Raw genomic sequence first — 25,403 nt, forward strand, 5'->3', positions numbered from 1 at the left:
AGGAGGAACGATGAGCGAAGACACCCGGTGGAACGAGGTGGCGCAGGCGGCGGCGAGAGCCTTCGACCTCGCGCCCGCCGGGCCCGGGGACGCCGCCGTGTCCGACGTGGGCGACCGGCTCGCCACGCGGCTCGCGACGGACCCCGACACGGTGGAACGCGACCTGGTCAAGCTGGTGCTGACCATCGTGGAGTTGCTCCGGCAGCTGATGGAACGCACCGCCCTGCACCGGGTCGACCAGGGCGGCCTCAGCGAGGACCAGGAGGAGCGGATCGGCCTGACGCTGATGGTTCTCCAGGACCGCATGGCGGAGCTCTGCGAGCGCTACGGGCTGTCCATGAGCGATCTGAACCTCGACCTGGGTCCGCTGGGGTCCCTGCTGCCCCGCGAGGAACCGTGAGGGTTCGGCGGCGGCGGCGATGGCCCGGTGAGCCGTCGTACAGCGGCCGTTGCGTGACGGCGGTGTGACGTTCGTCCGACTGCGAGCAGACAGTCCCGTGCGGAAGCGATCAGTCCGGTAAAAATGTGATAATCATTCGCTCATCATCCGGCTACCGTGCCGGCGTTGTCGTCGCGCGGCCGTGGGCCTCGCCGCCAGGAAGAGGACCCTGCCCTGCTCACGGTCGATCCAGCGCCGCGGCGCCACCGCATCCGCTGGCGCGCTGACATGCCCCTGCTCGGCGGTATACGACCGCCGATCGCCATCCTGCTGTGCCTGCTCCTCGCGGTGGCCGGCACCACCGTACTCAGCATCGCGCTGACCGGCCGGCACGACGTCCCGCAGGCCGCACGCGACGCCGAGGGCGCGATCGCCGCCGACACCGCCGAGTCGCTGCGCACCTCGGTGCAGACCGAGGCCGACGCACTGCGGCACACGGTCCGCACCTACAAGACAGCCGACGGCGGCAGCACGACGGCGGCGGTCAAGGCGATGCTGGCCGCCCGGCCGGACGCGCGGGGCGCGGCCCTGTTCGACCCGGTCACCGGCCGTGAGGCGGCCGCCGGCGGCGAGACGCTGCCGCTGGCCGGGGTCGACGTGGTGGCGCAGGACCGCGACCACCGCGGCGGCGGCATCCCGGCGCGGCTGACCCGCGCCACCGGCACCACGCCCCGGCTGCTGTTCTTCAGCCGGATCAGCCTGCCCGACACCAGGAAGAGCGCGACCGCCTCCTCGCGCCGGACCTGGCTGCTGGTGCTCTCCGAGCCGCTGACGCTGCCGACGGTGCACGGCGACGGGCGCACCGCCCGACTGGTCGACGTCGACGGCAACATCCTCAACACCGGTGCCGCGGGCACCGCGACGCCCACCGCGGCCGACCGCGCGCTCGCCGAGAGCGCCGCCGACACCGCGCACCACGCGCCGCACACCGGCGACGCCGACGACGGCACCTCCGGAAACCTGCTCGGCGCCGTGTCCGGCGGCCACCGCACCCTGGCCGGCTGGGCCGCCGTCGCCCCCGCCGGGACCTCCGACGACACCAGTGACCTCGGTCTGACCGTGCTCACCTCCCGCCAGGTCACCTCCTCCAGCGCCGGCGCGGACCATGTGCGGTTCGCCGCCGAGGCCGCCGCCGCGCTCGCGGCGATCGCCCTGCTGATCACCCTGGTGCTGACGGTCACCCTGCAACGCCCGCTGCTGCGGCTGCACCTGTCGGCCGTCCGGCTGGTCCGCGGCGCGCAGAACCTGCCGGGCACCGGCGTCGAGGAGGACGACCTGACCCGGCCGGTCCCCGTGCCGCGGTTCGGCGAACCCGCCCGCGTCGGGCGCGCGCTGGAGGCGATCCGCCGCCAACTCGCCGACGGCACGGGCCCGATGCGGCCGCCCCGGCGCCGCCGCCCCGGGGCCCGCAGCGTGCTGGCGCTGTGCGCGGTGCTGGTCGCCGCCTGGTCGCTGCCGATGCTGTTCCTGGTCAACCGGGCGCACGCCAGCACCACCATCCCCTCGATCGTGGTCGCCGACCAGCAGGCCCGTACCCAGGCCGCCGCCGACCGGGTCCGGCAGTCGCTCGGCCAGCGCTACACCGACCTGACCGCGCTGGCCGGCACCCTCGCGGGCCGCAGCGCCGCGGGCGACCGCACCCCGATGCGGCAGGTGCTGGACGCGCACCCGCAGTACCGGGCGCTGTACGTGCTCGACCGCAGCGGGGCGATCCTGGAGCGGGTCGGCGCGAAGCCGCTGCGCACCATCACCCACACCCCGACCGGCAGCGGCATCACCACCGTCAACACCTCCGGCCGTATCCCCTCGATCGCCGCCTACGTGCAGATCCCGCCGGCCGCGGCGGGCGCCGTGGTGACCGCGCACGAACCGGTGGTGCTCTTCGGCGAGATCGACGTGCACGCGCTGGACCGCACCCTGTCCCGGCCCAGCCTCGGCCATGTCTGGCTCACCGACCAGCGGCACCGGGTACTCGCCGCGAACGTCGGGTTCCGCGCGTTCCAGTCGCTGCCCGACGACCGGCTGACCAAGCTAGCCGCCCGCACCGAGGGCGCGGCCGGCACCGCGGGCAGTCCCCGGTCGCAGGTGCTCGACTCCGGCGCCGCGCCGATCGGCAAGCCGTCGGTGGCCGCCGCGACACCGCTGGCGCAGTCGGGGCCGGCCGCCGGGCTGGACTGGCGGGTGGTCTCCTCGCGGCCGGCCGCCTCGCTGCGGCTGACCGCCTACCAGGTGCAGTGGCGCACCATGCTCGCCGGGCTGCTCGCGCTGAGCGTCGGCGTCGCCTGCCTGGGCTGGCTGCACATCGTCACGGTCCGGCCGCTGCGGTCGCTGGCCACGCTCGCCGAGCTGCTGGCCGGCGGCGACCGGCGCACCGTCCTCTACCCTGTCAACCACGACGAGACCGGCTCGGTGACCCGCAGCCTCGAACTGCTCCGGCAGGCGCTGGCGGCGAGCGACCGCCCGTCCGGCCCGGGTGCCCGCGTCCCCGTACCGTCGGCCGCCCGCGACACCGCGCCACGGTCTTAGCAGAAACGAAACGACGTGCTGTTCCTCTATCTCGTGCTGCTGACGTGCTGCACCGTGCTGCTGGTCGCCGGTGTGGTCGAACAGCGCCGCCACAATGCCTCGCTGGACCAGATACCCACCCGGGTGCTGGTCAACGGCATCCGCGGCAAGAGCTCGATCACCCGGCTGTGCGCGGGCGCGCTGCGCGGCGGCGGCCTGGTCACCGTGGCCAAGACCACCGGTACCGCGGCCCGGTTCATCCACCCGGACGCCACCGAGGAGCCGGTGTACCGCAAGTTCGGCCTGGCCAACGTGGTCGAGCAGATCGGCATCGTCCGGCGGGCGGCGACCTACCAGCCGGACGCGCTGGTGATCGAGTGCATGGCGGTGATGCCGGCGCTCCAGGAGATCAACCAGGAGAAGCTGATCCGCTCCACCATCGGCGTGCTGTGCAACGTCCGCGAGGACCACCTCGCCGAGATGGGGCCGACCCTGGACGACGTCGCCCGCTCGCTGTCGCGGTCCATGCCGGTCGGCGGCATCTGCGTCACCGCCGAACGCGACCGGCTGCACATCCTCAAGGAGGAGGCCGCCAAGCGCGACTGCCGGCTGATCGCGGTCGATCCGGAGACGGTGACCGACGCGGAGTTGCGCGGCTTCAGCTGGTTCACCTTCAAGGAGAACGTCGCGATCGCGCTGGCCGTCGCCGACCTGCTGGGCGTGGACCGGCAGACCGCGCTGCGCGGCATGTGGGACGCGCCGCCGGACCCGGGAGTGCTCTCCGTCGAGCGGTATGTCACCGCCGAGGGCAAGCGGGTGCGGTTCGCCAACGTCTTCGCCGCCAACGACCCCGAGTCCACGCTGATGAACGTCCGCCAGCTCGAGGACCTCGGCGCGATCCGCCGCCCGCTGAACGTGGTGATCAACTGCCGCCCGGACCGGGTGGAGCGCAACGCCCAGATGGGCGCGATCATCCCCGACCTCGCCCCGGACGCGGTCTTCCTCATCGGCAACCCGGTCAAGAGCGCCCGCGACGGCATCCCCGCCGAGTGGACCGGCCGCGTCGTCGACCTGGGCGGCGACCGCCGCGACCCGCACCTGCTGACCCGGGACATGCTCGCCGAACTCGCCCCGAACTCCTCCCTGGTGGCGATCGGCAACATCCACGGGCAGGGCGAGCTGTTCCTGGAGTGCCTGGCGGAACTGCCGCTGGACGACACCGACGAGCCGGTGATGTACGTCCCCGAGGGCAACCCCGAGGACACCCTCCAGATCGCGGTGGCCCGCCCGCCGGAGCCGGAGCCGTTCCAGTGGGTGGCCGCGCTGGACAACCACACGCCGCACAGCCCCTACCCCGCCCTGCCCGCACCCGTGCCGCAGGCGCGTCCGGACCAGGCGTACCCCTACGACTCCGACGACCGCGCCCCCATGATGAGGAAGCCGCTGTGATCCCCGCCGACGTCACCCCGCAGATCGCCGCCCTGGGCATCGGTCTCGGCCTGGTCTTCTCACTGGTCTGCTACCTCACCACCAACCTGTCGCCGGGCGGGATGATCACCCCGGGCTGGCTGGCGCTGACGCTGATCACCGACGCCGGCCGGGCCGGGCTGATGGTCGGCGTGACGGTCCTGACCTTCGGCGTGACCAAGCTGCTCCAGCGCAACGTGATCCTCTACGGCAAGCGGCTGTTCGCGGCCGTGGTGCTGGTGGCGGTGCTGCTCCAGGCCACGGTGATGCTCAGCCTCCAGCACGAGTACCCGCTGCTGTACACCACGCAGACGCTCGGCTTCATCGTGCCGGGGCTGATCGCCTACCAGATGGTGCGCCAGCCGATGGCGGCCACCGCGATCTCCACCACCGCGGTGACACTGGCCGCGTACGTCGTGCTGGCCGCCGGGCTGCTGCTCGGTGTGCTGCCCACCACTTGATCCCACCTCCCACCCGACCGCAACCGCCGCCGAAACCCCGAGGAGACCGTGTCATGAGTCCCGATCCGTCGCAGCACGGCGCCCCGGCGCGGAAGTTCGGCCGCCGGGGTGTCCTGGGTGCCATCGCGGGGGTGGCCGCGGCCGGAGCGGTCGGCGGGTACGCCGCCTCCCGCGGCGGCAGCGGTGGCGGCGACGGCGCACAGGCCGCCGCCCCGGCGAAGGACGGCGCGTCGCCGACGGCCGTGCCCACCGGCGGGTACCGGTACGAGCGGCTGTCCAAGCCCGCCCGCACCGTGGTGCGCGCCGCCGACGGCGGGGTGCTGGCCACCTTCACCGACGGCGCCCGCACCGCGGTGCTCACCGGCCCCACCCGCACCTGGAGCGAGCCGCGCACCACCACCGCGGTGGTGCGCAGCGACGCCTGGGTGCGGCTGATGGACAAGGAGTGGAGCCACGGCCGGGAGAAGACCGCCTGGTTCCGGAAGTGGTTCCCGAAGACCCTCGCCGACCGCGGCGCCGACGTCATCGCCACCGCCTTCGAGTACGGCGACGGAGCGCCGGTCCGCCACAACGCGGACGGCCTGCGCTACGCCGGGGACGCGGCCTTCGGCCCCAAGGTGCCCGGCGAGTCGCAGACGTCCTTCCACTACCGCGACGAGAAGTCCGACTTCTACGACTACCTCGGCATCCCGTGGACCTTCCCCGACGGCACCCGGATGACCCCGGAGAAGGCGCGCTACGGCGACGTGGACTGCTCCGGCTTCATGCGCCTGGTGTGGGGCTACCGCAGCGGCTACCCGCTGCACACCACCAACACCCCGGGCATCGGCCTGCCCCGCCGCGCCTACGCGATCGCCGCCTACGCGCCGGGGGTGCTGCTCATCCCGGACACCAAGCAGCAGCCCACCGACCTGAGCATGCTGCAACCCGGCGACCTGGTGTTCTTCGCGATCAACATCGGCAAGCCGCTGGCCATCGACCACTGCGGGCTCTACCTGGGCCTGGACGACCAGGGCCACCCGCGGTTCTACTCCAGCCGCTCCCAGGCCAACGGCCCCACGATGGGCGATCTGGCCGGCGTCGCCCGGCTGGACGGCAGCGGCTTCTACGCCGAGGGGCTGCGGGTCGCCCGCCGGCTGTGACCGCCCGGGGCCGCCGGGCCGCCGGGCCGCCGGCAGCCTGCACCCGGCGGCGGCCCGGCCTCAGTCGGACAGCCGCCGGGTGCCGTCGGCGGTGAAGACGTGCCGGCGGGCGCCGGTGATGTCCACGCCGACCTCCTGGCCGGGCCGGACGTCGAGGAAGCCCGGGGCGCGGGCGAGCAGTTCGACGCCGGCGACGGTCACCGCCACGTCGGTGGCGTGCCCGAGCGGCTGGATGAGCTTGACGCTCGCGCGCACGTCGCCGTCCGCCGGCTGCTGGTGCACGACCAGCTCGTCCGGCCGCAGCCCCAGCCGTACCGACGGCTCGGTGATGCCGTCGCCGGGGACGGTGATCCCGGTGCCGGGTACGGCCAGCCGGCCGCCGTCGAGCACGGCGTCGAACAGGTTGATGGACGGCTTGCCGACGAAGACGGCCACGAACTCCGTCGCGGGGCTGTGGTAGATCTCCTCGGGGGTGCCGTACTGCTCCAGCCGGCCGCGGCTCATCACGGCGATCTTGTCGGACAGGGTGAGGGCTTCCTCCTGGTCGTGGGTGACGTAGACGCTGGTGGCGCCCAGTTCCTGGTGCAGCTGTTTGAGTTCGGTGCGGGTGCGGTCGCGCAGCAGCGCGTCGAGGTTGGACAGCGGCTCGTCGAAGAGGAACACCGCGGGGCGGCGGGCGATGGCCCGGCCCAGCGCGACGCGCTGGCGCTGGCCGCCGGACAGGTCCTTGGGCTTGCGGTCCAGGAACGGTTCGAGGGACAGCCGCTCGGCCGCGTCCCGGACCCGCTGGTCGATGTCCGCCTTCGGGGTCTTGCGCATGCGCAGGCCGAACGCCATGTTCTCGTAGACGGTCATGTGCGGGTACAGCGCGTAGTCCTGGAAGACGAACGCCAGGTCCCGCTTGTCCGGCGGGAGTTCGTCGACCCGGCTGCCGTCGATGGTGATGGTGCCGCCGGAGATGTCCTCCAGGCCGGCGATCATGTTGAGCGTGGTGGACTTGCCGCAGCCCGACGGTCCCAGCAGCGTCACGAAGTGGCCGCGCTCGACGGTGTAGGAGATCTCCTCCACCGCGGAGGTCTTTCCGTCGTAGGACTTGTGGACCCGGTCCAGAACGATTTCTCCCATCAGCCCTTCACAGCTCCTTCGGTAAGGCCGCGCACGATCCAGCGTTGTGCGGCGAGCGCCAGCAACATGACCGGCAGTGTGGTGATCACGCCGGCGGTGGCCGCCGAGGTGTAGTCGTTGGCGAACAGCCCCTGGAACGACGCCGTCTTGACCGGGAGCGTCGTGGCGTTGCTCGCGGTGAGGATCTTCGCGAGGAAGAAGTCGCTCCAGGCGGTGATGAAGGCGAAGACGCCGGTGGCCGCCAGGCCCGGGGCGGCCAGCGGCGCCGCGATCCGCCACAGGATCTGCCACCGGTTGCAGCCGTCGATCCGCGCGGCCTTCTCCAGGCTGAGCGGGATGTCCTCGAAGAAGCCCACCATCATCCAGATCACCAGCGGCAGGATGAACGCGGTGTAGGTGATGACCAGGGCGGCCGGGGTGTCGAACAGCCCGAGCATCCGGACGACGATGAACAGCGGCACCGCGAGCACGATCACCGGGATCGCCTGGGTCGACATCATCGCCAGCAGCAGGACCTGCTTGCCGCGGAAGCGCAGCCGGGCCAGTCCGTAGGCGGCCACCGAGCCCAGCGCCAGGCAGATCAGGGTGGTGAGCAGGCCCACCACCGCCGAGTTGAGCATCGGCTGGAGGAAGCTGCTCTGGCTGAGCAGGCGGGAGTAGGAGGAGAAGGTGAGGTCGCCAGGGCGCAGCCTCGGGTTCTCCCGTTGCAGGTCGGCCGCCGGGAAGACGCTGTACACCAGCATCCACAGGAAGGGCGCGACGAAGTACAGCAGGGCGACGACGAGCAGGAAGCGGTGCAGCACCGTGACGGCCCGCTTCTTCGCCCGCCGGGACAGGCCGCGGCGGGTACGGGGCGCGGGTGCGGGCGCCGACGGGGCCGGGGCGGTGCCGGGCGCGGCACCGGGTGCGGGGGCGGTGCGGGAGGTGTTCACGCGGTCTTCCTCCTCATGCCCCGGGCGACGAACCACGACGGCGCGCGGAAGAGCAGCATCCAGAAGACGGCGATCAGCAGCACCAGCGCCATGATGCTGATGGCGATGGCCGCGCCGTAGCCGCGGTCGAGGTTGCTGAAGGTCGTCAGGTAGGCGAAGAAGTTGATGGTGGTGGTGCCGCCGGCCGGTCCGCCGGAGCCGCCGGTCAGCACGTAGATCGTGTCGAACACCTTCAGCGACCACATGCTCTGCACGATCAGCGCGAACAGGATCGTGGTGCGGATGCTGGGCAGGGTGATGAAGGCGAACCGGCGGATCGCGCCGGCGCCGTCGATGCTGGCCGCGCGGTAGAGGTTGGCCGGCACGCCCTGCAGCGCCGCGATGAACAGCAGGGTCAGGAACGGCAGGAGCTTCCACATCTCGGCGAAGATCAGCACGTTCATCGCCGAGGTCGGCGAGGAGAGCCACTGCTTGTTGGTGTCGATGACGCCCAGGTGCCGCAGGACCGTGTTGGCGATGCCGGTGTCCCCGTCGAAGATGAGGTGCCACATGATCCCGTTGACCACGGGCGGCACCGCCCAGGGGACGAGGAGCAGCACCCGTGCCAGGGCCCGGAAGCGGAACTGCTGGGTGAGCAGCACCGCCAGGCCGATCGCGAGCGCGACGCCGGCCAGCACGGTGATCACCGAGAAGTACACGGTGCGGTTCAGCGCCTCGTGGTAGGCGGGGTCGGAGAACAGCTGGTGGTAGTTGTCCACCCCGACGTACGGGTGCACGGGGCTGATCTTGTCGTTCCACTGGTGCAGCGACAGCCAGCCGGCGTAGCCGATCGGGTAGGCGAAGAGCGCGAGGACGACCAGCACGGCGGGCGCCATCAGCAGGAGGTTGAACCGCCGGTTGCCGCGTTCGGCGCGGCCCGCGCCGGGGCGGGGCGCGGCGTGCGGTCGGCTGGGCGGGGTCAGCGTGGTTGCCGGCATGGGTGACCTACTTGTACTTGGCGATGATCGTCGACGCCTGGTCGGCCGCCGTGTCGAGGGCCTTCTTGGGGGTGGTCTGGCCGAGCATCGCCTTGGTGATGCTGGTGGAGAGCTGCTGGACCACGTCGCTGTACCAGGGCGCCCCGAAGCGCTTGATCTGGTAGCGCGACTCCTTCAGGTAGGTGCTGACGATCGGCAGTTCGGCGGTGACCGCCTTCTCCTGGAGCAGCGAGGAGGTGACCGGGAACCAGCCCTCCTTCTGCACCATCTCCCGCTGCACCGCCGGGGTCGTGACGTACTGGAGCCACTTCAGCGCGGCGGCCTTGTTCTTGGAGTAGTTGTTGATCGCGAAGCCCTCGGAGCCGTCGATCGAGGCGGATCTGACCGAGATGCCGGGGAGTATCCCGCTGCCGACGGCGGCGGCGCCGAGTGCGGTCTTCGCGGCGGCGACCGGGTACTGCGAGGGCCAGTTGAAGACGATCGCGGCCTTGCCGTTGGCGAACAGGGTGTTCAGGTCGCTGGAGTTGGTGATCTGGAGGCTGGAGGGGCTCATCACCTTGTCGGTGCGCAGCAGCCGGACCAGCCGGTCGAGGGCGTCGACGCCCTTGTCGCTGTTGAAGGCCGGCTTGTCGTCCGTGCCGTACATCGTGCCGCCGTTCAGCAGCAGCACCCGCAGGAAGTTCTGGTAGGCGCCGTCGGTGTTGCCCATGTCGGCCGCGTAGCCGTAGACGCCGCCGCCGGTCAGCTCCTTGGCGGCCGAGACGAAGTCGGCCCAGTTCGCGGGGGCGGTGTCCGGTGCGAGGCCGGCCTTGTCGAAGAGGTCCTTGTTCCAGAACATCGTCTGGGCGCTGGCGAACTTCGGCAGGCCGTAGACGGTGCCGCCGTAGGAGACGGCGTCCAGCGCGGCCGGCAGCACGCCCGAGGGGACGGCGGACTTCGCCAGCGGCTGGAGCCAGCCGGCCCGGCCGAACTCGGCCGACCAGGCGGCCCAGGTCATCACCACGTCGTAAGAGGAGTCCTGCGCGGAGAAGAGGGTGGCGAGCCGGTCGTGCAGGTCGTTGAAGTTGGCCTGCTCGTACTTCTCGACCTTGATCCCGGTGTCCTTCTCGAACTGCGCGACGACGCCCGAGCCGAAGATCTTGTTGGTGTTGTCGTCGAGAATGCGGATGCTGCCGCCGGCGGTGGAGCCGGGGGCCAGCGGGCTCGCGGAGGCGCTGCTCACGGTGCTGCCGCTCCCCGAGCAGGCCGTGAGTCCGGCGGCGGCGATCAGGCCGCCGCCGAGGGCGAGCGCCGAGCGGCGGCTCGGCAGCGAGTGCGAGGACTGCGGGTGCTGCGAGGGGTGGGCCATGGTGGCTGCTCCATAGGGGTGGCGCTCAGGACGGCGCTGGGGGCTGGGAGGTACCCGACGGATTGGGGTTGAGTCTCCACCGATCGGACGGATACGGGCGACAAATGGTGATGTGAGCCATCTCTCCATCGGACCGGGTCCGAGGGGCGTCAGTCGGTGGACGGCGCGGCGAGGGGCACGGCCTCGCCGGTCCGCAGGGACGCGAGGACGGCCAGGACGACGTCGGTGACCAGACTTCCCTGGTCGAGGCCGGGGCCGACCGGCCGGCCCGCGGCGAGGTTGGCGACGAAGGACTGCACCATCCATGTGGGCGGGCCCTGGAGGCGCCCGTCGATCTCGCCACCGAGCATGCCCGGCCAGGTGTAGGCGCTGCTCGCGTGGCGGAAGCTCTGGTCCTGGAGGTCGACGTCGACCGCGGACCTGCTGCCGACGACCTTGTACTGGAAGTCCACGATCGAGGGCGTGGAGTCCGGCAGCACCCAGGTGGAGGTCAGGTTGGCGGTGGTGCCGTCGGCGAAGGTCAGCAGGGCGTGCACGACGTCCCAGGTGTCCACGCCGAGCTCGGCGAGCCGGCCGCGCGAGCCGCGGGCGAAGACCGAGGTCACCGGCTGGTCCGCGACCCACAGGGCGGCGTCGACGGTGTGGCTCATCAGGAACCACGCCGGCGAGGACTTCGCCGCCCACGGCAGCATCCGGGTCGGCACGTAGTAGGTGTTGCTGAGCAGGATGTTCTGGGTCAGCACCTGCCCCAGCTCGCCGGCGGCCGACAGGTCGTGGATGCGGCGGACGGCCGGGTTCCAGCGGTTCTCGAACCCGACCATGCACTGCACCCCCGCCTCGCGCACCGCGTCGCCGATCGCGCGGCAGTCCTCGGCGGTCATGGCCAGCGGCTTCTCCAGCAGCAGGTGGGCGCCGCTGCGGGCGGCGTCGACGGCGACCTCGCGGTGGGCGAAGTCGGGCGTCGCGACGATCACCGCGTCGAGGCCGCCGGCCGCCAGCATGGCCCGGTGGTCGGTGAAGGCCGCGAGGGAGAACTCGTCCGCCACCTTTCCGGCCGCTTTCGGGTCCAGGTCGCAGACCGCCTTCACCCGGGCGTCCGGGAAGCCGTCGAGCGACTGCGCGTACATCCGCCCGCGGATTCCGGCGCCGACTATGCCGACGTTCACCATCAAGACTCCTGACACGACTGTTCGGGGAGCGGAGGCTCCGTGGGTGCGCCCGCCCCGCACGAGGGGGCGGCTTCGTCTCGTCACCGCCGAGGCGAGGGTTTGTAAGTTATCCATGCGAACATAGGAGGTCAAGGGTTTGCGTTCACCCGTGATCTGCACTCTCCACCGCAGGTGACGTGCCTCATTTCGGGCAAGTCTCCCCCGTGTAACCGTCGCTCGATGTATGACTCACGCAGTTGATCACCTGGGTTTGTATGATGCGTAGCCCATTGCTGTACTGGAACGGCTACTCACACCAACCGATGGAGCCGCCTTGAGGTCCGACCACGACCGCCGGGACGCCCGCACCCCGGCAGGGCCGCCGCCCGGCCGCCCCCAGGTGGGGCCGCAGCCCGCCCGCGCCGCCACCCCGCTGATCTCCCCGAGCCTGGCCAACCAGGTCAACCGCGCCCGGGTGCTCCAGTCGCTCTACGACATCGGTCCGCTCTCCCGCTCGGACCTGGCCCGGCTCACCGGCACCACCCGGGCCGCGATCGGCACGATCGTCCAGCCGATGATCGACAGCGGCATCCTCGCCGAGGGCGACCCGCGCTCCAGCGGCGCGGCCGGCGGCAAGCCGGCCCGGCCGCTGTGGTTCTCCCCCGCCGGGCCGTCCATCGCCGCGGTGCACCTGCTGCCCGGACTGGTCGACGTCGCGCTGGTCAGCGCCGCCGGCGAGATCCTGGCCACCGCGAACGGCCGCTTCCGCCCGGACGGCCCCGACCCGGACGAGGTGATCGAGACCCTGCTGGGCTGCCTCGCGCGGGTGCTGCCCACCGGCGGCACGCCCCCGATGGGGGTGGGCATCGCGGTCGGCGGCATCGTGGACACCGACACCGGCACGGTGATGAAGGTCAACCTCGCACCCGTGCTGGACGGGCTGCCGCTGGGCCGGCTGCTCTCACGCCGCCTCGACCTGCCCGTCTACCTCGACCACCACCCGCGCGTCCAAGCGCTGGGCGACCGGTGGTTCGGCCAGGCGCGCGGCGTCCAGTCGTTCGCCTCGCTCTACCTCGCCGACGCGCTGGGCGTCGGCCTCGTCATCGACGGCGCGGTGCAGCGCGGCCAGGCCGGGGCGGGCGGCGAGATCGGCCACACCGTCGTGGAGTTGGACGGCCGGGTGTGCGAGTGCGGCCAGCGCGGCTGCTGGGAGACGATCGCCACCGACCGGTGGCTGCGCGACGAGGCCGTGCGCCTGGGACTGCCCGCCGCCCCGAGCATGACGACCGGTTCGCTCGCGCGGCTGGCCGCCCGCAACCACCCCGGGGCCGCCGACCTGCTCGACCGGTTCGCCCGCAACATCTCGGTGGGCATCATCAACCTCCAGCAGATCCTGGCGCCCGGCCTGTTCATCCTGCACGGCAACGCCATCGCCGGCGGCGACACCTTCCGGCGCCGGATCGAGGCCCATGTGCAGTCCCGCATCCTCCAGCCCGCGGCGGGCCCGCCGCAGATCGTCTTCGCCGAGGCCGGCGACCACGTCACGGAACTCGGCGCCGCCGGGCTCGTGCTCTCCCACACCCTGCGGCTGATCGCCTGACGGGCGTACGGGCGTACGGGCGTACGGGCGTACGGGCGTACGACGCCGGCGGCGTACGGGGGCGGGCGGCGTACGGGGGGCCGGCGTATGGCGGGCGCGGGTCCTACAGGCCCGTCACGGCGCTGGACGCGGTGAGTTCGTGGACGAGGGTGATCTCGCGGTGCTCGCCGGGGCCGAGGGCGAGGGTGTAGCGGACGATGCCCTCGGCGTCGACCTCGTCGGGCGCCGGGGACGAGGCGTCGGTGCGGACCCTCACCTCGACCGCGGAGACCTCCGAGACCGGGACCCGCTCGCGGATCACCAACTCCTGTGCGGGAGCGCCCGCTTGGGCGTCGAGCCGGGAGACGAACAGCCGCACCCGGCGGGTAATGACGGTGCGCTGGTTGATGGCGGTCAGGCCCGCGGTGTCGCGGCTCTCCTCGACCTGGCGGACCACGCGGAAGGTGTCCTCGCTGCCGAACGCGAGCCGGACCTGCGCCCCCACGCCGGTGAAGGCCAGCTCGCCGCGCCCGACGAAGCCGCTGCCCCGCATCAGGTCCACCGGCCCGGCCAGCAGGACGTGCCCGGCGGTGTTGGCGAAGTGCGCGGTGGTCACCGGCAGCGGCGACAGTTCGGGGGCGCAACTGCGCTCCGCGCGGCAGGGGGCGGTGAAAGCGGACAGGTGCACGCGGTGCGGGCGCCCGTCGGAGGGGATGTCGACCGGGTGCGGGGCGGCCAGGGTGCGCACCGCGCCGCCGTCGTCGAGCCCCGGCACACGGGCGGTGCCGCCGGCCGCTCCCCCGCCGTCCGTGCCGTCCGCGGTGTCGGCGCCGACGCTGCGGATCTCCTCCTCCCGCAGGTTCACCTCCACGGTGCGCCGCTCCTCGGCCGACCGCTCGCGCAGGGTGAGGACGTCCTCGGTGAGCGGGGGCGGATTCGCGGCCAGGGTGGGGCGGGCGGTGGAGAGCGACAGCGCGACGCCGTGCCAGTCCTCGCCGGTGGCCTGCCAGACGAACGCGTCGGTCTCCAGCCGGACCGTGCCGCGGTCCGAAGTCCCCTCGCCGGAGCCCAGGGTGGCGCGGTAGGCGGGCCGCCACAGCGCGCAGGGCACCAGGTGGGCGACCTTCAGCCCGGCCGGTCCGGCCTCCTCGGCCTCCACGACGAGTTCGAGATGCGCGGTCAGCACCTGCGGTTCGTACTCGGTGGCCGCCAGTGCCTTGCGGGCCTCGCGCAGTTCCTCGTCGATGTCGTGCAACCGGCGCCGCAGCCGGTGCAGTTCGCCGATCCGGGTCTCGGCCTCCTGGTCGACGCGGTCCAGCCGGTCGGCCCAGCGCTCCGGGTCGGCGGCACCCGCGCCCGCGCCCTGCACGATGTCGCGGTGCAGGTCGGTCCTGGCCTGGTCGACCACCGCGAGGGCGTTCTCCTGCCGCTGCTGCACCTGCCGCGCGTCGTACAGCTCCCGCTCCAGGTCGTGGACGTCGCGGCGCAACTGCGAGGCGTCGCGGCCCGGTTCGCCGGGCGGGGCGGGGGTGTAGGAGCGGATCACGCGGGCGTCGAGGACGCGGGCGGCGGGGCCGGCGAGCTCCCCGGTCCCGGCGGGGTCCCCGGTCCCGGCGGGCGGGTGGGTGCCGTCGGACTGGAGCGCGGAGACCTCGGCGCGCAGCGAGCGGTCGACGGCCAGCGGGGTGACCGGGCCGATCCGCAGCCGCTGCGTGCCCGCGGCGAGGGTGACGGTGCCGGTGCGTTCGACCTGGGCGCGGTCCTCCAGGCAGGTCACCGCGGTGATCGGCAGCCGGGTGGCGGCCTGCTGCGGGTCGGGGGCGGGGGTCCGCGGATCGGGGGTGATCGTTCGCGGGTCGGGGGCGGCAGTCATGGGTCAGTTCCTCCGGTTTCCGCCGACGACCGACTTGCCCACCGGCAGCCGGATCTCGAACCCGCCGGTCAGCGTCGCGGTCCGGCCCGGTTCCAGCGTGACGCGCCACACCCGCGCCCCGGGCACGTAGGTCTCCTCCTGGCCGTCCAGCGGCGCGCCGGGGTCGCTCCAGCGGGGCTCTGCGCGGTGCTCCTCGATCCGTACGTCCTTGTCGGCCGAGGTCGGTATCCGCTCGCGCACCTCCACCAGCGCCGGGTACGGCAGCCGGTTGGCGACCTCCACCTCCACGGTGTGGTCGAGCACCGTGGTGCCGCCGCGCAGCCCCGCGGTGGACTCGCGCATGTGGGCGCGGCGGGCGACCTGGACGCTCTCGGCCACTCCGAGGCCGACCGCCTGCCGCTGCCCGGGGGCGAGGGTGGGCAGCGCGGCGGTGCGCACGAAGTCGCCGTCGACCATGACGTCGGCGGGGCCGGCGAGCAGCGGGTGCGCGGAGGTGTTGGTGACCAGGACCGTGCCGAACACGGCGGTGTCCTGCGCGGGCACGCAGACGTACTCGAACGCGGTGCGGACTGGGATGTCGCCGACCGGCACGGTGTGCCGGCGGCCGTCCGCCGCCACGTCCACGGGCGCCGCGGTGTCGAAGCGGTAGTCGAACGAGCCGGCCGAGCGGCGGACGTCCACCGCGTGGGCGGGCAGCGGGAGTTCGGCGGCGGCCTCGGCGCGGCCGCGGTACTCCGCGACGACCGCGTCCGTGTCCTCGTCGGCGGCGCGCAGGGTGCCGCGGCCGTCGTGCTCCTGCGGGCCCGCAAGCACCAGGCGGGCGTAGTCGAGGAGTTCGGGGGCGGGCGCGGGGCGGGCCGCTTCGGCGCCGGCGGTATCGGCCATGGCGGCGGTCACCGAGCGGCGGGCGGCGTGCCGGGGCGCGGCAGGCGCGGGCAGCGCGGCCGCGGGTGCCGGCAAGGGCGGGGCGCCGGGCGCGGGGGGCGGCAGAGGAGGGGCGCCGGGCGCGGGGGGCGCGCCGAACCCGGCGGTGTGCTCGGCGAGTTCGGGCGCGGCGCCGTAGCCGACGGCGGCGGTCGCCTCAGCCGCGGCGCCGTAACCCCCGGCGAGCGGGCCGAACGGCGGCGGCCCGGCCGGGCCGCCGCCCGGTATCGCGCCACCGGGCGCCGGTTCGGGCTCGGTGAGCCGCGCGGAGTCGTACCCGGTGAACAACTCGTCGAGCCCAGGCGGGGATTCGCGCCAGCCCGGGCCCGCGGGCGCCGGCTGGCTGCGGCCGATCCGCAGGCTGCGCAGTTCGGGCAGGCTCGTGCGGCGCAGCAGGTCGGCGGTGGACAGGCCGAGCCGTACGCCGGTCCAGTCCTCGCCGGTGCGCTGGACGACGCCGGCGCGCAGCACCAGGGTGGCGGCGCCGCTGCGGCCGTCGAGGCGCAGCTGGTAGGAGGGGGTCCAGGTCGCGCCGGGTACGTGGTACTCCAGCTCCAGTTCGGCTTCCGCCGGGCCTTGTTCGGGCCAGGCCGGCTCCTGGCCTCCGGGGGCGTTCGGGACTTCGGCGCCGGGTGCGGCGCCGTCGGCGACCAGCGTCACCACCGCGTGCGCCGACGGCTCCACCCGGTCGGTGGGCAGCGCGCCGGACGCCTCGTCGATACGGTGCCGCAGCACGTCGGCGTCGTGTTCGGCCTGCGCCAACTCGTCCTCGGTGGTGCGCAGCCGGGTGTGCAGCGCGGCCAGCCGGGTGTCCACGAACCCGGCGAGCGCGAGGATGGACTCCACCGGGGCCCAGCGGGGCGGGTCACCGCGCCGCTGGGGGGGCGGTTCGGCGCGGAAGCCGGCCACCTCGCCGATCTCGGCCGCGAGCCGGTCGCGGCGGTCCCGCAGCCGGGCGAGGCGGTCCTCCGCGTCCTCCAGGTCCAGCCGCAGGCCGGGGGCCTGTTCGCCGCGCCGCAGGGTGGCGGTGACGTCGACACGGACGTCCGCGACCCGCAGCCCGGGCGGGCCGGAACGGACGCTGCCGCGCAGTGAACCGGCGTTCAGCGTCGGCGGGAGCCCGCCGACACGGACCTGGACCGTACCGCCGGCGGACGGGTTTCCGGAGGCGTTGCCGGAAGGGTCGCCGGGTGCTCCGCCGGGTACGGGCAGGGCGACCGTGGCGCGGCGGGTGCACACCGCGCCCCGCGCGTACACCACGACCGCCGTCAGTTCCGAACGCACCGGGTCCGGCGCGCGCTCCGCCGCGCCGGTGGTCGGCGCGCTCTCGCCGTTCGCCATGCCTTCCCGCCTCCCCCTGCCGGCCGGCCCGCTTCCGGCCGCGGCGCGACCGGAACTCGTCCGTACCCTAGCCGAGTTCGCCCGCTCGCCCGCAGGCCGGAGCCGGTCCGGCCGGGGGCGGTTCGGCCGGGGCCGGGTCGACCGGGGGTGGGCCGAGGGGTTCAGCCGAGGGTGGAGACGAGGATCGCCTTGATGGTGTGCATCCGGTTCTCGGCCTGGTCGAAGACGACGGACTGCGCGGACTCGAAGACCTCGTCGGAGACCTCGAGGTGATCCAGGCCGTACCGGGCGTGGATCTCGCGGCCGACGGCGGTGCCCAGGTCGTGGAAGGCGGGCAGGCAGTGCAGGAAGGTGGCCGCCGGGTTGCCGGTGGCGCGCATCACCTCGGCGGTGACGGCGTACGGGGAGAGCAGGTGGATGCGCTCGTCCCAGACCTCCTTGGGCTCGCCCATCGACACCCACACGTCGGTGTGCACGTGGTCGACACCGCGCACGCCCTCCTCGACGCTCTCGGTGAGGGTGATCCGCGCCCCGGTCCGGTCGGCCAGCGCGCGGGCCTGCGCGACGATCTCGGTGTGCGGCCACATCGACACCGGCGCCGCGATCCGCACGTCCATGCCGAGCAGCGCGCCGGTGACCAGCAGCGAGTTGCCCATGTTGTAGCGGGCGTCGCCGAGGTAGGCGTAGGAGATCTCCGGCAGCGGCTTGGGGTTGTGCTCGGTCATGGTGAGCACGTCGGCGAGCATCTGGGTGGGGTGCCACTCGTCGGTGAGGCCGTTCCACACCGGCACCCCGGCGTACGCGGCCAGTTCCTCGACGGCGGCCTGGCCGTGCCCGCGGTACTGGATGCCGTCGAACATCCGGCCCAGCACCCGGGCGGTGTCCTTGATCGACTCCTTGTGGCCGATCTGCGAGCCGGTCGGGTCGAGGTAGGTGGTGGAGGCGCCCTGATCGGCGGCCGCCACCTCGAAGGCGCTGCGGGTGCGGGTGGAGGTCTTCTCGAAGACGAGCGCGATGTTCCGGCCGCGCAGCCGCTGCTGCTCGGCGCCCGCCTTCTTGGCGGCCTTCAGCTCCGCGGCCAGAGCGACGAGGTGGCGGAACTCCTCAGGAGTGAAGTCCAGTTCCTTGAGGAAGTGCCGGCCCTTGAGGTCGACGGGCATGCGGAACTCCTAGCGTGCGGTGTCATCGAGCAATGGAACCCTATACGATGATCGGCATTCTTATACAGTCCTGGGGAGTGGGCCGCTCGTCACACCGCGTCGCGCTCGATCGGGCAGCTCATGCAGCGCGGCCCGCCCCGGCCCCGGCCCAGCTCGCTGCCGGGGATCTCGATCACCTCGATGCCGCGCTTGCGCAGGAACGTGTTGGTGGTCGCGTTCCGCTCGTACGCCACCACGACGCGCGGCTCCACCGCGAGCACGTTGCAGCCGTCGTCCCACTGCTCGCGCTCGGCCGCGTGCACGTCCTGGGTGGCGGTGAGCACGGTGATCGCGTCGAGGCCGAGCGCGGCGGCGATCGCACGGTGCATGTGCTCCGGCGCGTGGTCGGTGACCTTCAGCTCGCCCTCCTCCCCGCCCGGCTCGATGGTGTACGAGCGCAGCATCCCCAGGCCCGCGTACTGCGTGAAGGTGTCGCCGTCGACCATGGTCATCACGGTGTCCAGGTGCATGAACGCGCGGCCCTTGGGCATGTCGAGCGCCACGATGGTGCGGGCCGAGCCGGCCGCGAACAGTCCGCGCGCCAGCATCTCGACGGCCTGCGGGGTGGTGCGCTCGCTCATCCCGATCAGCACCGCGCCGCGGCCGATCACCAGCACGTCGCCGCCCTCGATCGTCGACGGGTAGGCGTGCTGGCCCTCGGACCAGACGTGGAAACCGCCCTGGGCGAAGAGCGGGTGGTGGCGGTAGATCGCCTCGAAGTGCACGGTCTCGCGCTGCCGGGCCGGCCAGCGCATCGCGTTGATGCTCACCCCGTCGTAGACCCAGGCGGAGGTGTCGCGGGTGAAGAGGTGGTTGGGGAGCGGGCTGAGCAGGAAGTCGTCCAGGTCCATGGCGTGGAACCGGACCGAGACCGGCTCGGCGAAGCGCTCCAGGAACTCGCGTTTGGTCATGCCCCCGACCAGCGCCTCGGTCAGGTCCGGGGTGGGCAGCTCGTCGAACGCCGCCCGCAGGTGCCCGGTGGCCAGCGGGCCGTACTCCTTCTCGTCGAAGACCCGGTCCAGCACGAGCCGCTTGGCCGCGGGCACCTCCAGCGACTCCTGGAGCAGGTCGCCGAAGAGGTGCACCTCGACGCCGCGGTCCCGCAGCACGTCGGCGAACCCGTCGTGCTCGGCGCGGGCCCGGCGCACCCACAGCAGGTCGTCGAAGAGCAGCGCGTCCTTGTTGGTCGGGGTCAGCCGCTTCAGTTCGAGGTCGGGGCGGTGCAGGATGACGCGGCGCAGCCGGCCGGTCTCGGAGTCGACGTGGAAGCCGTTGTCCGCCATGGAAGCCATGGAAGAAGAGCTTCCCATGTGCGGGACGGCTCAACACGGCACCGCGCCCATGGGTGGGGCGCGGTGCCGTGTTGGTCCTGCCGTACGGGGGTGGGCCGTGCCGTACGGGGGCCGTGCCGTACGGGGCCGGCGGGGCGGGCCTCGCCGTGCGGGGCCAGGTCAGAGCCGGGGGTCGACCGGCTCGGACTCCAGCGCGAGCACCGCGAAGACCGCCTCGTGCACCCGCCACAGCGGCTCACCGGCGGCGAGCCGGTCCAGGGCCTCCAGGCCGAGGGCGTACTCGCGCAGCGCGAGGGACCGCTTGTGGCCGAGGGCGCGGCCGCGCAGCCGGGCGAGGTGCTCGGGGCGGGTGTACTCCGGACCGTAGATGATCCGCAGATACTCCCGGCCGCGGCACTTCACGCCGGGCTGGACCAGCCGCCCGGACTCGGTGCGCACCAGCGCGGCCAGCGGCTTGACCACCATGCCCTCGCCGCCCGCCCCGGTCAGCTCCAGCCACCAGCGCACCCCGGCGGCCACCGACTCCTCGTCGCCGGTGTCGACGTACAGCCGGCGGGTGGCCTGGAGCAGGCCGCCGGTGTCGGCTTCGACGAGGCGGTCGATGAGGGCGAGCTGCCGGTCGTGCGGCAGGTCGGCGAGGCTGCGGCCCCGCACGGCCAGCAGCTGGAACGGTGCCAGCCGCACCCCCTGGAGCCCGTCGGTGCTCCAGCAGTAGCGGCGGTACGCCTCGGTGAACGCGGCCGCGTCCGCCGCCCGTTCCTCCTGCCGGGCCAGCAATGCGGCGACGTCGGTGCCGCGGGCGACGGCGGCTCCGAGCGCGGTCAGGGCGGCGGGGAACGCGGCACCGGACGCGGCGCCCACCGCCGCGTACTGCTTGCGCAGCAGGCCGGACGCCTTCAGCGACCAGGGCAGCAACTCGGCGTCGAGCAGCAGCCAGTCGGTGTCCAGCTCCTCCCACAGTCCGGCGGCGGTGACGGCCGCGCGCAGCCGGGCGAGCACCTCCTCGGTGACGGCGGGGTCGTCGAAGAACGGCCGCCCGGTGCGAGTGTGCACGGCGCCGGTGACGCCGGGCGCGGTCGTGCCGAAGCGCTCGCGGGCGACCGCCTCGTCGCGGCAGACCAGGGCGACCGCGCGCGAGCCCATGTGCTTCTCCTCGCACACCACCCGGGCGACGCCGTCCTGCCGGTAGGCGTCGAACGCCTCGGCCGGGTGCTCCAGGTAGCCGTCCTGGGTGGAGGTGGCGCACGGCGCCATGGTCGGCGGCAGGTAGCCGAGCAGGCGCGGGTCGACCGCGAAGCGGCTCATCACCTCCAGGGCGGCGGCCGCGTTCTCCTCGCGCACGGCGAGCCGGCCCATCCGGGAGGTCTCCACGGTGCGGCGGCCCACGACGTCGGCGAGGTCCAGGGGCCGGCCGTCCTTCGCGCCGGGCGCGGGCGCGGCGAGCGGCTTGGCCGGCTCGTACCAGACCCGCTCGGCCGGCACGTCGACGATCTCCCGTTCCGGCCAGCGCAGCGCGGTCATCCGGCCGCCGAAGACGGCGCCGGTGTCGAGGCAGAGCGTGTTGTTGACCCAGGACGTGGCCGGCACGGGGGTGTGGCCGTAGACCACGGCGGCGCGGCCGCGGTAGTCCTCGGCCCACGGGTAGCGCACGGGCAGGCCGAACTCGTCCGTCTCGCCGGTGGTGTCGCCGTACAGGGCGTGCGAGCGGACCCGGCCGGAGGTGCGGCCGTGGTACTTCTCGGGCAGCCCGGCGTGGCAGACCACGAGCTTGCCGCCGTCCAGGACGTAGTGGCTGACCAGGCCCTCGACGAAGGTCCGGACCCGGGCGCGGAAGTCCGGGTCGCGGGCGTCCTCCCGCTCGAACTGCTCGATGGTCTCGGCGAGGCCGTGGGTGTGCTGGACCTTGCGGCCCTTGAGGTAGCGGCCGAGCTTGTTCTCGTGGTTGCCCGGCACGCACAGGGCGGTGCCCGCCTCGACCATGCCCATCACGCGGCGCAGTACACCCGGGCTGTCGGGGCCGCGGTCGACCAGGTCGCCGACGAACACGGCGGTGCGGCCCTCGGGGTGGGCGCCGTCCCGGTAGCCGAGCCGGGCCAGCAGCGTCTCCAGCTCCGAGCTGCATCCGTGCACGTCGCCGATGATGTCGAACGGCCCGGTGAGGTGGGTCAGGTCGTTGTACCGGCGCTCGGTGACGACCCGCGCGCCCTCCACCTCCTCGGTCCCGCGCAGCACGTGCACCTTGCGGAAGCCCTCGCGCTCCAGGCCGCGCAGCGAGCGGCGCAGCTCGCGCTGGTGGCGCTGGATGACGTGGCGGGGCATGCCGGCCCGGTCCGGGCGGGCGGCGTTGCGGTCGGCGCACACCCGCTCCGGCACGTCCAGCACGATCGCGATCGGCAGGACGTCGTGCTCGCGGGCGAGCCGGATCAGCGGCTGGCGTGCCTCGCGCTGCACGTTCGTGGCGTCGATGACGGTGCGGCGCCCGGCGGCGAGCCGCTTGCCGGCGATGTAGTGCAGGACGTCGAACGCGTCGCGCGTCACGCTCTGGTCGTTCTCGTCGTCGCCGACCAGGCCGCGGCAGAAGTCCGAGGAGATCACCTCGGTCGGCTTGAAGTGGCGTGCGGCGAAGGTGGACTTGCCCGCGCCGGTCGCCCCGATCAGCACGACCAGCGACAGGTCGGTGACGGCCAGCGCGCCCGGGCCGGGCGCGGTCTCGGGGGCCGCCGCCTCGGGGTGCTCCTGGACTTCCGGGGCCTTCGGGGTGCCCGCGTCCATGCTGCTGCGGTGCTCGGTCATGCGACTGCCTCCTTCGCGCTCTTCTCGCCGCTCTCGTCCATCTCGCCCTGCTCGCTCTTCCCGTCCTGCTGGTCCTGCTCGGCCTGCTGGTCCTGCTCGTCCGCTGCGTGGCCGAAGACGGCCATCTGCGTGGGCGGCCCCACCTCGGGGTCGTCCGGCCCCACGCCGGCGAACCGCACCCGGTAGCCGTACTGCTCGGCCACTCCGGCCGCCCACCGGCCGAACTCCGCCCGGCTCCACTCGAACCGGTGGTCCGCGTGCCGCACATGCCCGGCGGGCAGCGACTCCCACCGCACGTTGTACTCGGCGTTCGGCGTCGTCACGACCACCGTCCGCGGGCGGGCGGCCCCGAACACGGCGTACTCCAGCGCCGGGAGCCTGGGCAGGTCCAGGTGCTCGACCACCTCGCTGAGCACCGCCGCGTCGTACCCCGCCAGCCGCTTGTCGGTGTACGCCAGCGAACCCTGGAGCAGCGCGACCCGTCCCGCCTGCCGCTCCCCCATCCGATCCAGCCGCAGCCGCCGCGCGGCGATGTCCAGGGCCCGCGCCGACACGTCGACCCCGACGACCTCGGTGAACCGGGCCTCCTTCAGCATCGCCGCCACCAACTGGCCCTGGCCGCAGCCCAGGTCCAGCACCCGCGCCGCACCCGCCGCGCGCAGCTCGCCGAGGATCGACTCCCTGCGCTGCACCGCCAGCGGCGCCGGCCGCTCCGCCACCTCCTCGGGCACCTCCGGCTCCACCGCGTTGTCGATCGCCTCGACCTCGATGTCGTCCGCGTCGGCCAGCCGGACCAGCTCCAGCCGCTCCAGCGCCTGCCGCGTCAGCGACCAGCGCCGGGACAGGTAGCGGCTAGTGATCAGCTTCTGCTCCGGGTGCCGCGGCAGCCACCCCTCGCCGAACCTCAGCAGCTTGTCCACCTCGTCGGCCGACACCCAGTAGTGCTTGGCATCGTCCAGCACCGGCAACAGCACGTACAGGTGCCGCAATGCCTCCGCCAGTCGCATCTCCCCTTCCAACGTCAGTGCCACATACCGCGACTCGCCCCACTCCGGGAACCGCGGGTCCAACGCGATCGGCTCCGCCGCCACCCGCCACCCCAGCGGCTCGAACAGCTTCGCCACCAGCTCCGGGCCGCCCCGCGCGGGCAGCACCGGCACCTCCACCCGCAACGGCATCGGCGCCGCCGCCCGCTCCGGAAGCGTCCGGCACTCCCCGCGCAGCGCGGTGGCGAACACCGTCCGCAGCGCCACCGCCAGCAGCGACGACGCAGCGTACGGCCGGTCGTTCACGTACTGCGCCAGCGCGGCATCGGGCGCGCCCCCGCGACCCCGACCCTTCCCGCGTCGCACCAGCGCGGGCGCATCCACCTCCAGCAGCAGCGCGACCGTGGTCGACTCGGCGGTCGCCTCGGGGTAGAACACATGCGCCTGGCCGTAGGCCGTCGAGAACGCCTGCGCCCGATCCGGGTGCTTGTGGAGCAGGAACCCCAGGTCGGTGGCCGGAACTTCGGTGCTGCCGGTGGCAGTGATCGTCATGAACACGTACGCGAGTATTCGGCAACGCAGCCCCGGCCGACACCGGATTTACGCCGCCCCCGAAGCCGGACCCGGGACCGAATCCGGAGCCCGACCCGAACCCGGACCCGGGACCGGACCCGAACCCAGACCCGGACCCGGGACCGGAACTCAGCCCCGCAGCCCACCAGCCGACCACCCGAGCCACTCAGCCGCACAAGCAACTCAGCCACTCAGCCGCTCAAGCCGCCCGACCGCCGCCCCGCAGCGCCGCCGCGATCCCGGCGATCCCCGGCGGCCCCACCCGGCAGCAACCACCCACCAGCCGCGCGCCCTCCTGGCACCACCCGGTGACCAGCGCCGGGTCGAACTCCGTCTCGCCCGCCCAGCGCCGCCCCTCGGCGTCCCAGTGCTCACCGCTGTTGGGATAGGCCACCACCGGCTTCCCCGAGACCTCCGCGGCCAGCCGCACCGCGTCGGCCACCTCGCCCGGAGCGCAGCAGTTCACGCCCACCGCGACCACCTCGTCCCGGCCCGCCACCAGCGAGAACGCCTCCGCCAGCCGCTGCCCGGCCCGCGTCCGGCCGCCCTCGACCGTGTATGACAGCCACACCGGCACCCCGCTGCCCTCAACCGCCTTCAGCATCGCCTCCGCTTCGTCCACATCCGGCACCGTCTCCAACGCGAGGACATCCGGCCCCGCCGCTGCCAGTACCTCGATCCGCGGTCGGTGGAACTTCGCCAACTCCCGCACACTCAGCCCGTACCGTCCCCGGTACTCGCTGCCGTCCGCCAGCATCGCCCCGTACGGCCCGACCGACGCCGCCACCCGCACCCTGGTCCGGCCCGCCGCCGCCCGCCGGGCCAACTCGACACTGCGCTCCAGCAGCCGCGCAGCTTCCGCACGGCCGACCCCGCGCCGCGCGAACCCCTCGAACGTCGCCTGATAACTGGCCGTGGTGACCACCTGCGCACCCGCCTCCAGGTACGCGGTGTGCGCCGCGAAGACCTGCTCGGGCTCCTCCGCCAGCAACCGCGCCGTCCACAGCGGGTCCGTCAAGTCGCAGCCCTGGTCGACGAGTTGGTTGGACAGCCCGCCGTCGAGCACCAGCGCCCCTTCGTCCGGCAGTATCCGCCCGGCCGGTGTGCCGGGCGTACCGGGCGCGGCCCGCCTGACCGGCTTCGTTCCGTTCGCCTCACCTCCCTTCTCTTCCTCTCGCGTCTTCTCGTGCGTCTCGCGAGACTTGTGCGTCTCGCGCATGGCCGGTCCTGCGGGCTCTTCCGCGGCGGGCGGTCCGCCCGGCCCGCGGGCGGGGCCGGGCTCCGCCGCGGGCACGGGCG

At 73.4% G+C, this 25,403-nt stretch carries 18 protein-coding genes; 6 read left to right on the forward strand and 12 right to left on the reverse strand.

All coding sequences use genetic code 11. The annotated features are described in order from the left end of the window. The first annotated feature begins 10 nt into the window (after positions 1-10). From AC3EVP_RS14375 to AC3EVP_RS14395, 5 genes are all read left to right on the forward strand, one after another. On the forward strand, positions 11-400 hold the full coding sequence (locus AC3EVP_RS14375) for a gas vesicle protein K (protein WP_335979083.1): 390 nt from the start codon (positions 11-13) through the stop codon (positions 398-400). A gap of 267 nt (positions 401-667) precedes the next feature. After that, positions 668-2,965, forward strand: a complete 2,298-nt coding sequence (locus tag AC3EVP_RS14380) for a cache domain-containing protein (RefSeq protein WP_435130063.1) — start codon at positions 668-670, stop codon at positions 2,963-2,965. Between the two features lie 15 nt (positions 2,966-2,980). Continuing rightward, positions 2,981-4,393, forward strand: coding sequence for a poly-gamma-glutamate synthase PgsB (pgsB, locus tag AC3EVP_RS14385; protein WP_435130066.1), 1,413 nt, complete (start codon positions 2,981-2,983; stop codon positions 4,391-4,393). After that, the gene (locus AC3EVP_RS14390) at positions 4,390-4,872 is read left to right on the forward strand and encodes a poly-gamma-glutamate biosynthesis protein PgsC/CapC (RefSeq protein WP_335979078.1); all 483 of its coding nucleotides are present in this window, start codon (positions 4,390-4,392) and stop codon (positions 4,870-4,872) included. The genes pgsB and AC3EVP_RS14390 overlap by 4 nt, the downstream gene beginning before the upstream one ends. Positions 4,873-4,925: 53 nt before the next feature. Next, positions 4,926-6,014: an NlpC/P60 family protein gene (locus AC3EVP_RS14395; protein WP_435130069.1), complete on the forward strand. Its 1,089-nt coding sequence runs from the start codon at positions 4,926-4,928 to the stop codon at positions 6,012-6,014. A 60-nt stretch (positions 6,015-6,074) separates the two neighbouring features. On the opposite strand, the gene AC3EVP_RS14400 is transcribed toward AC3EVP_RS14395, so the two are convergent. From AC3EVP_RS14400 to AC3EVP_RS14420, 5 genes are all read right to left on the reverse strand, one after another. Continuing rightward, entirely contained in the window at positions 6,075-7,139 is a 1,065-nt protein-coding gene (locus AC3EVP_RS14400; protein WP_435130072.1) for an ABC transporter ATP-binding protein, read from the reverse strand. Next, positions 7,139-8,071: a carbohydrate ABC transporter permease gene (locus tag AC3EVP_RS14405; protein WP_435130075.1), complete on the reverse strand. Its 933-nt coding sequence runs from the start codon at positions 8,069-8,071 to the stop codon at positions 7,139-7,141. Before AC3EVP_RS14405 ends, AC3EVP_RS14400 begins: the two co-directional genes overlap by 1 nt. Next, positions 8,068-9,048 (reverse strand): carbohydrate ABC transporter permease, encoded by a 981-nt coding sequence (locus AC3EVP_RS14410; protein WP_435130078.1) that lies wholly within the window; start codon positions 9,046-9,048, stop codon positions 8,068-8,070. The genes AC3EVP_RS14405 and AC3EVP_RS14410 overlap by 4 nt, the downstream gene beginning before the upstream one ends. A 7-nt stretch (positions 9,049-9,055) precedes the next feature. Next, the gene (locus AC3EVP_RS14415) at positions 9,056-10,396 is read right to left on the reverse strand and encodes a sugar ABC transporter substrate-binding protein (protein WP_435130081.1); all 1,341 of its coding nucleotides are present in this window, start codon (positions 10,394-10,396) and stop codon (positions 9,056-9,058) included. A 149-nt stretch (positions 10,397-10,545) separates the two neighbouring features. Then, entirely contained in the window at positions 10,546-11,565 is a 1,020-nt protein-coding gene (locus AC3EVP_RS14420) for a Gfo/Idh/MocA family protein (protein WP_435130084.1), read from the reverse strand. Positions 11,566-11,878: 313 nt separating this feature from the next. Here AC3EVP_RS14420 and AC3EVP_RS14425 point away from each other — a divergent pair, with 313 nt between their 5' ends. Beyond that, positions 11,879-13,144: an ROK family protein gene (locus tag AC3EVP_RS14425; protein WP_335979065.1), complete on the forward strand. Its 1,266-nt coding sequence runs from the start codon at positions 11,879-11,881 to the stop codon at positions 13,142-13,144. Positions 13,145-13,247: 103 nt separating this feature from the next. Here the strand turns inward: AC3EVP_RS14425 and AC3EVP_RS14430 are convergent, their stop codons facing one another. The 7 genes from AC3EVP_RS14430 to mmuM form a co-directional block, all read right to left on the reverse strand. Next, on the reverse strand, positions 13,248-14,996 hold the full coding sequence (locus AC3EVP_RS14430) for a DUF4139 domain-containing protein (RefSeq protein WP_435130087.1): 1,749 nt from the start codon (positions 14,994-14,996) through the stop codon (positions 13,248-13,250). Between the two features lie 3 nt (positions 14,997-14,999). Further along, on the reverse strand, positions 15,000-17,261 hold the full coding sequence (locus tag AC3EVP_RS14435) for a DUF4139 domain-containing protein (protein ID WP_435130090.1): 2,262 nt from the start codon (positions 17,259-17,261) through the stop codon (positions 15,000-15,002). A 161-nt stretch (positions 17,262-17,422) separates the two neighbouring features. After that, positions 17,423-18,421: an ornithine carbamoyltransferase gene (argF, locus tag AC3EVP_RS14440; protein WP_435130092.1), complete on the reverse strand. Its 999-nt coding sequence runs from the start codon at positions 18,419-18,421 to the stop codon at positions 17,423-17,425. A gap of 89 nt (positions 18,422-18,510) precedes the next feature. Next, complete coding sequence (locus AC3EVP_RS14445) at positions 18,511-19,752, reverse strand: arginine deiminase (RefSeq protein ID WP_335979059.1); 1,242 nt, start codon at positions 19,750-19,752, stop codon at positions 18,511-18,513. Between the two features lie 159 nt (positions 19,753-19,911). Beyond that, positions 19,912-22,524, reverse strand: a complete 2,613-nt coding sequence (locus tag AC3EVP_RS14450) for a polynucleotide kinase-phosphatase (protein ID WP_435130241.1) — start codon at positions 22,522-22,524, stop codon at positions 19,912-19,914. A gap of 17 nt (positions 22,525-22,541) precedes the next feature. Further along, entirely contained in the window at positions 22,542-24,089 is a 1,548-nt protein-coding gene (locus tag AC3EVP_RS14455; RefSeq protein ID WP_435130095.1) for a 3' terminal RNA ribose 2'-O-methyltransferase Hen1, read from the reverse strand. A 214-nt stretch (positions 24,090-24,303) separates the two neighbouring features. Further along, a complete protein-coding gene (gene mmuM, locus AC3EVP_RS14460) occupies positions 24,304-25,323 on the reverse strand; it encodes a homocysteine S-methyltransferase (protein WP_435130098.1) in 1,020 nt (339 codons plus the stop codon). Between the last annotated feature and the right edge of the window lie 80 nt (positions 25,324-25,403).

The organism is Actinacidiphila sp. bgisy144, assembly GCF_057708105.1.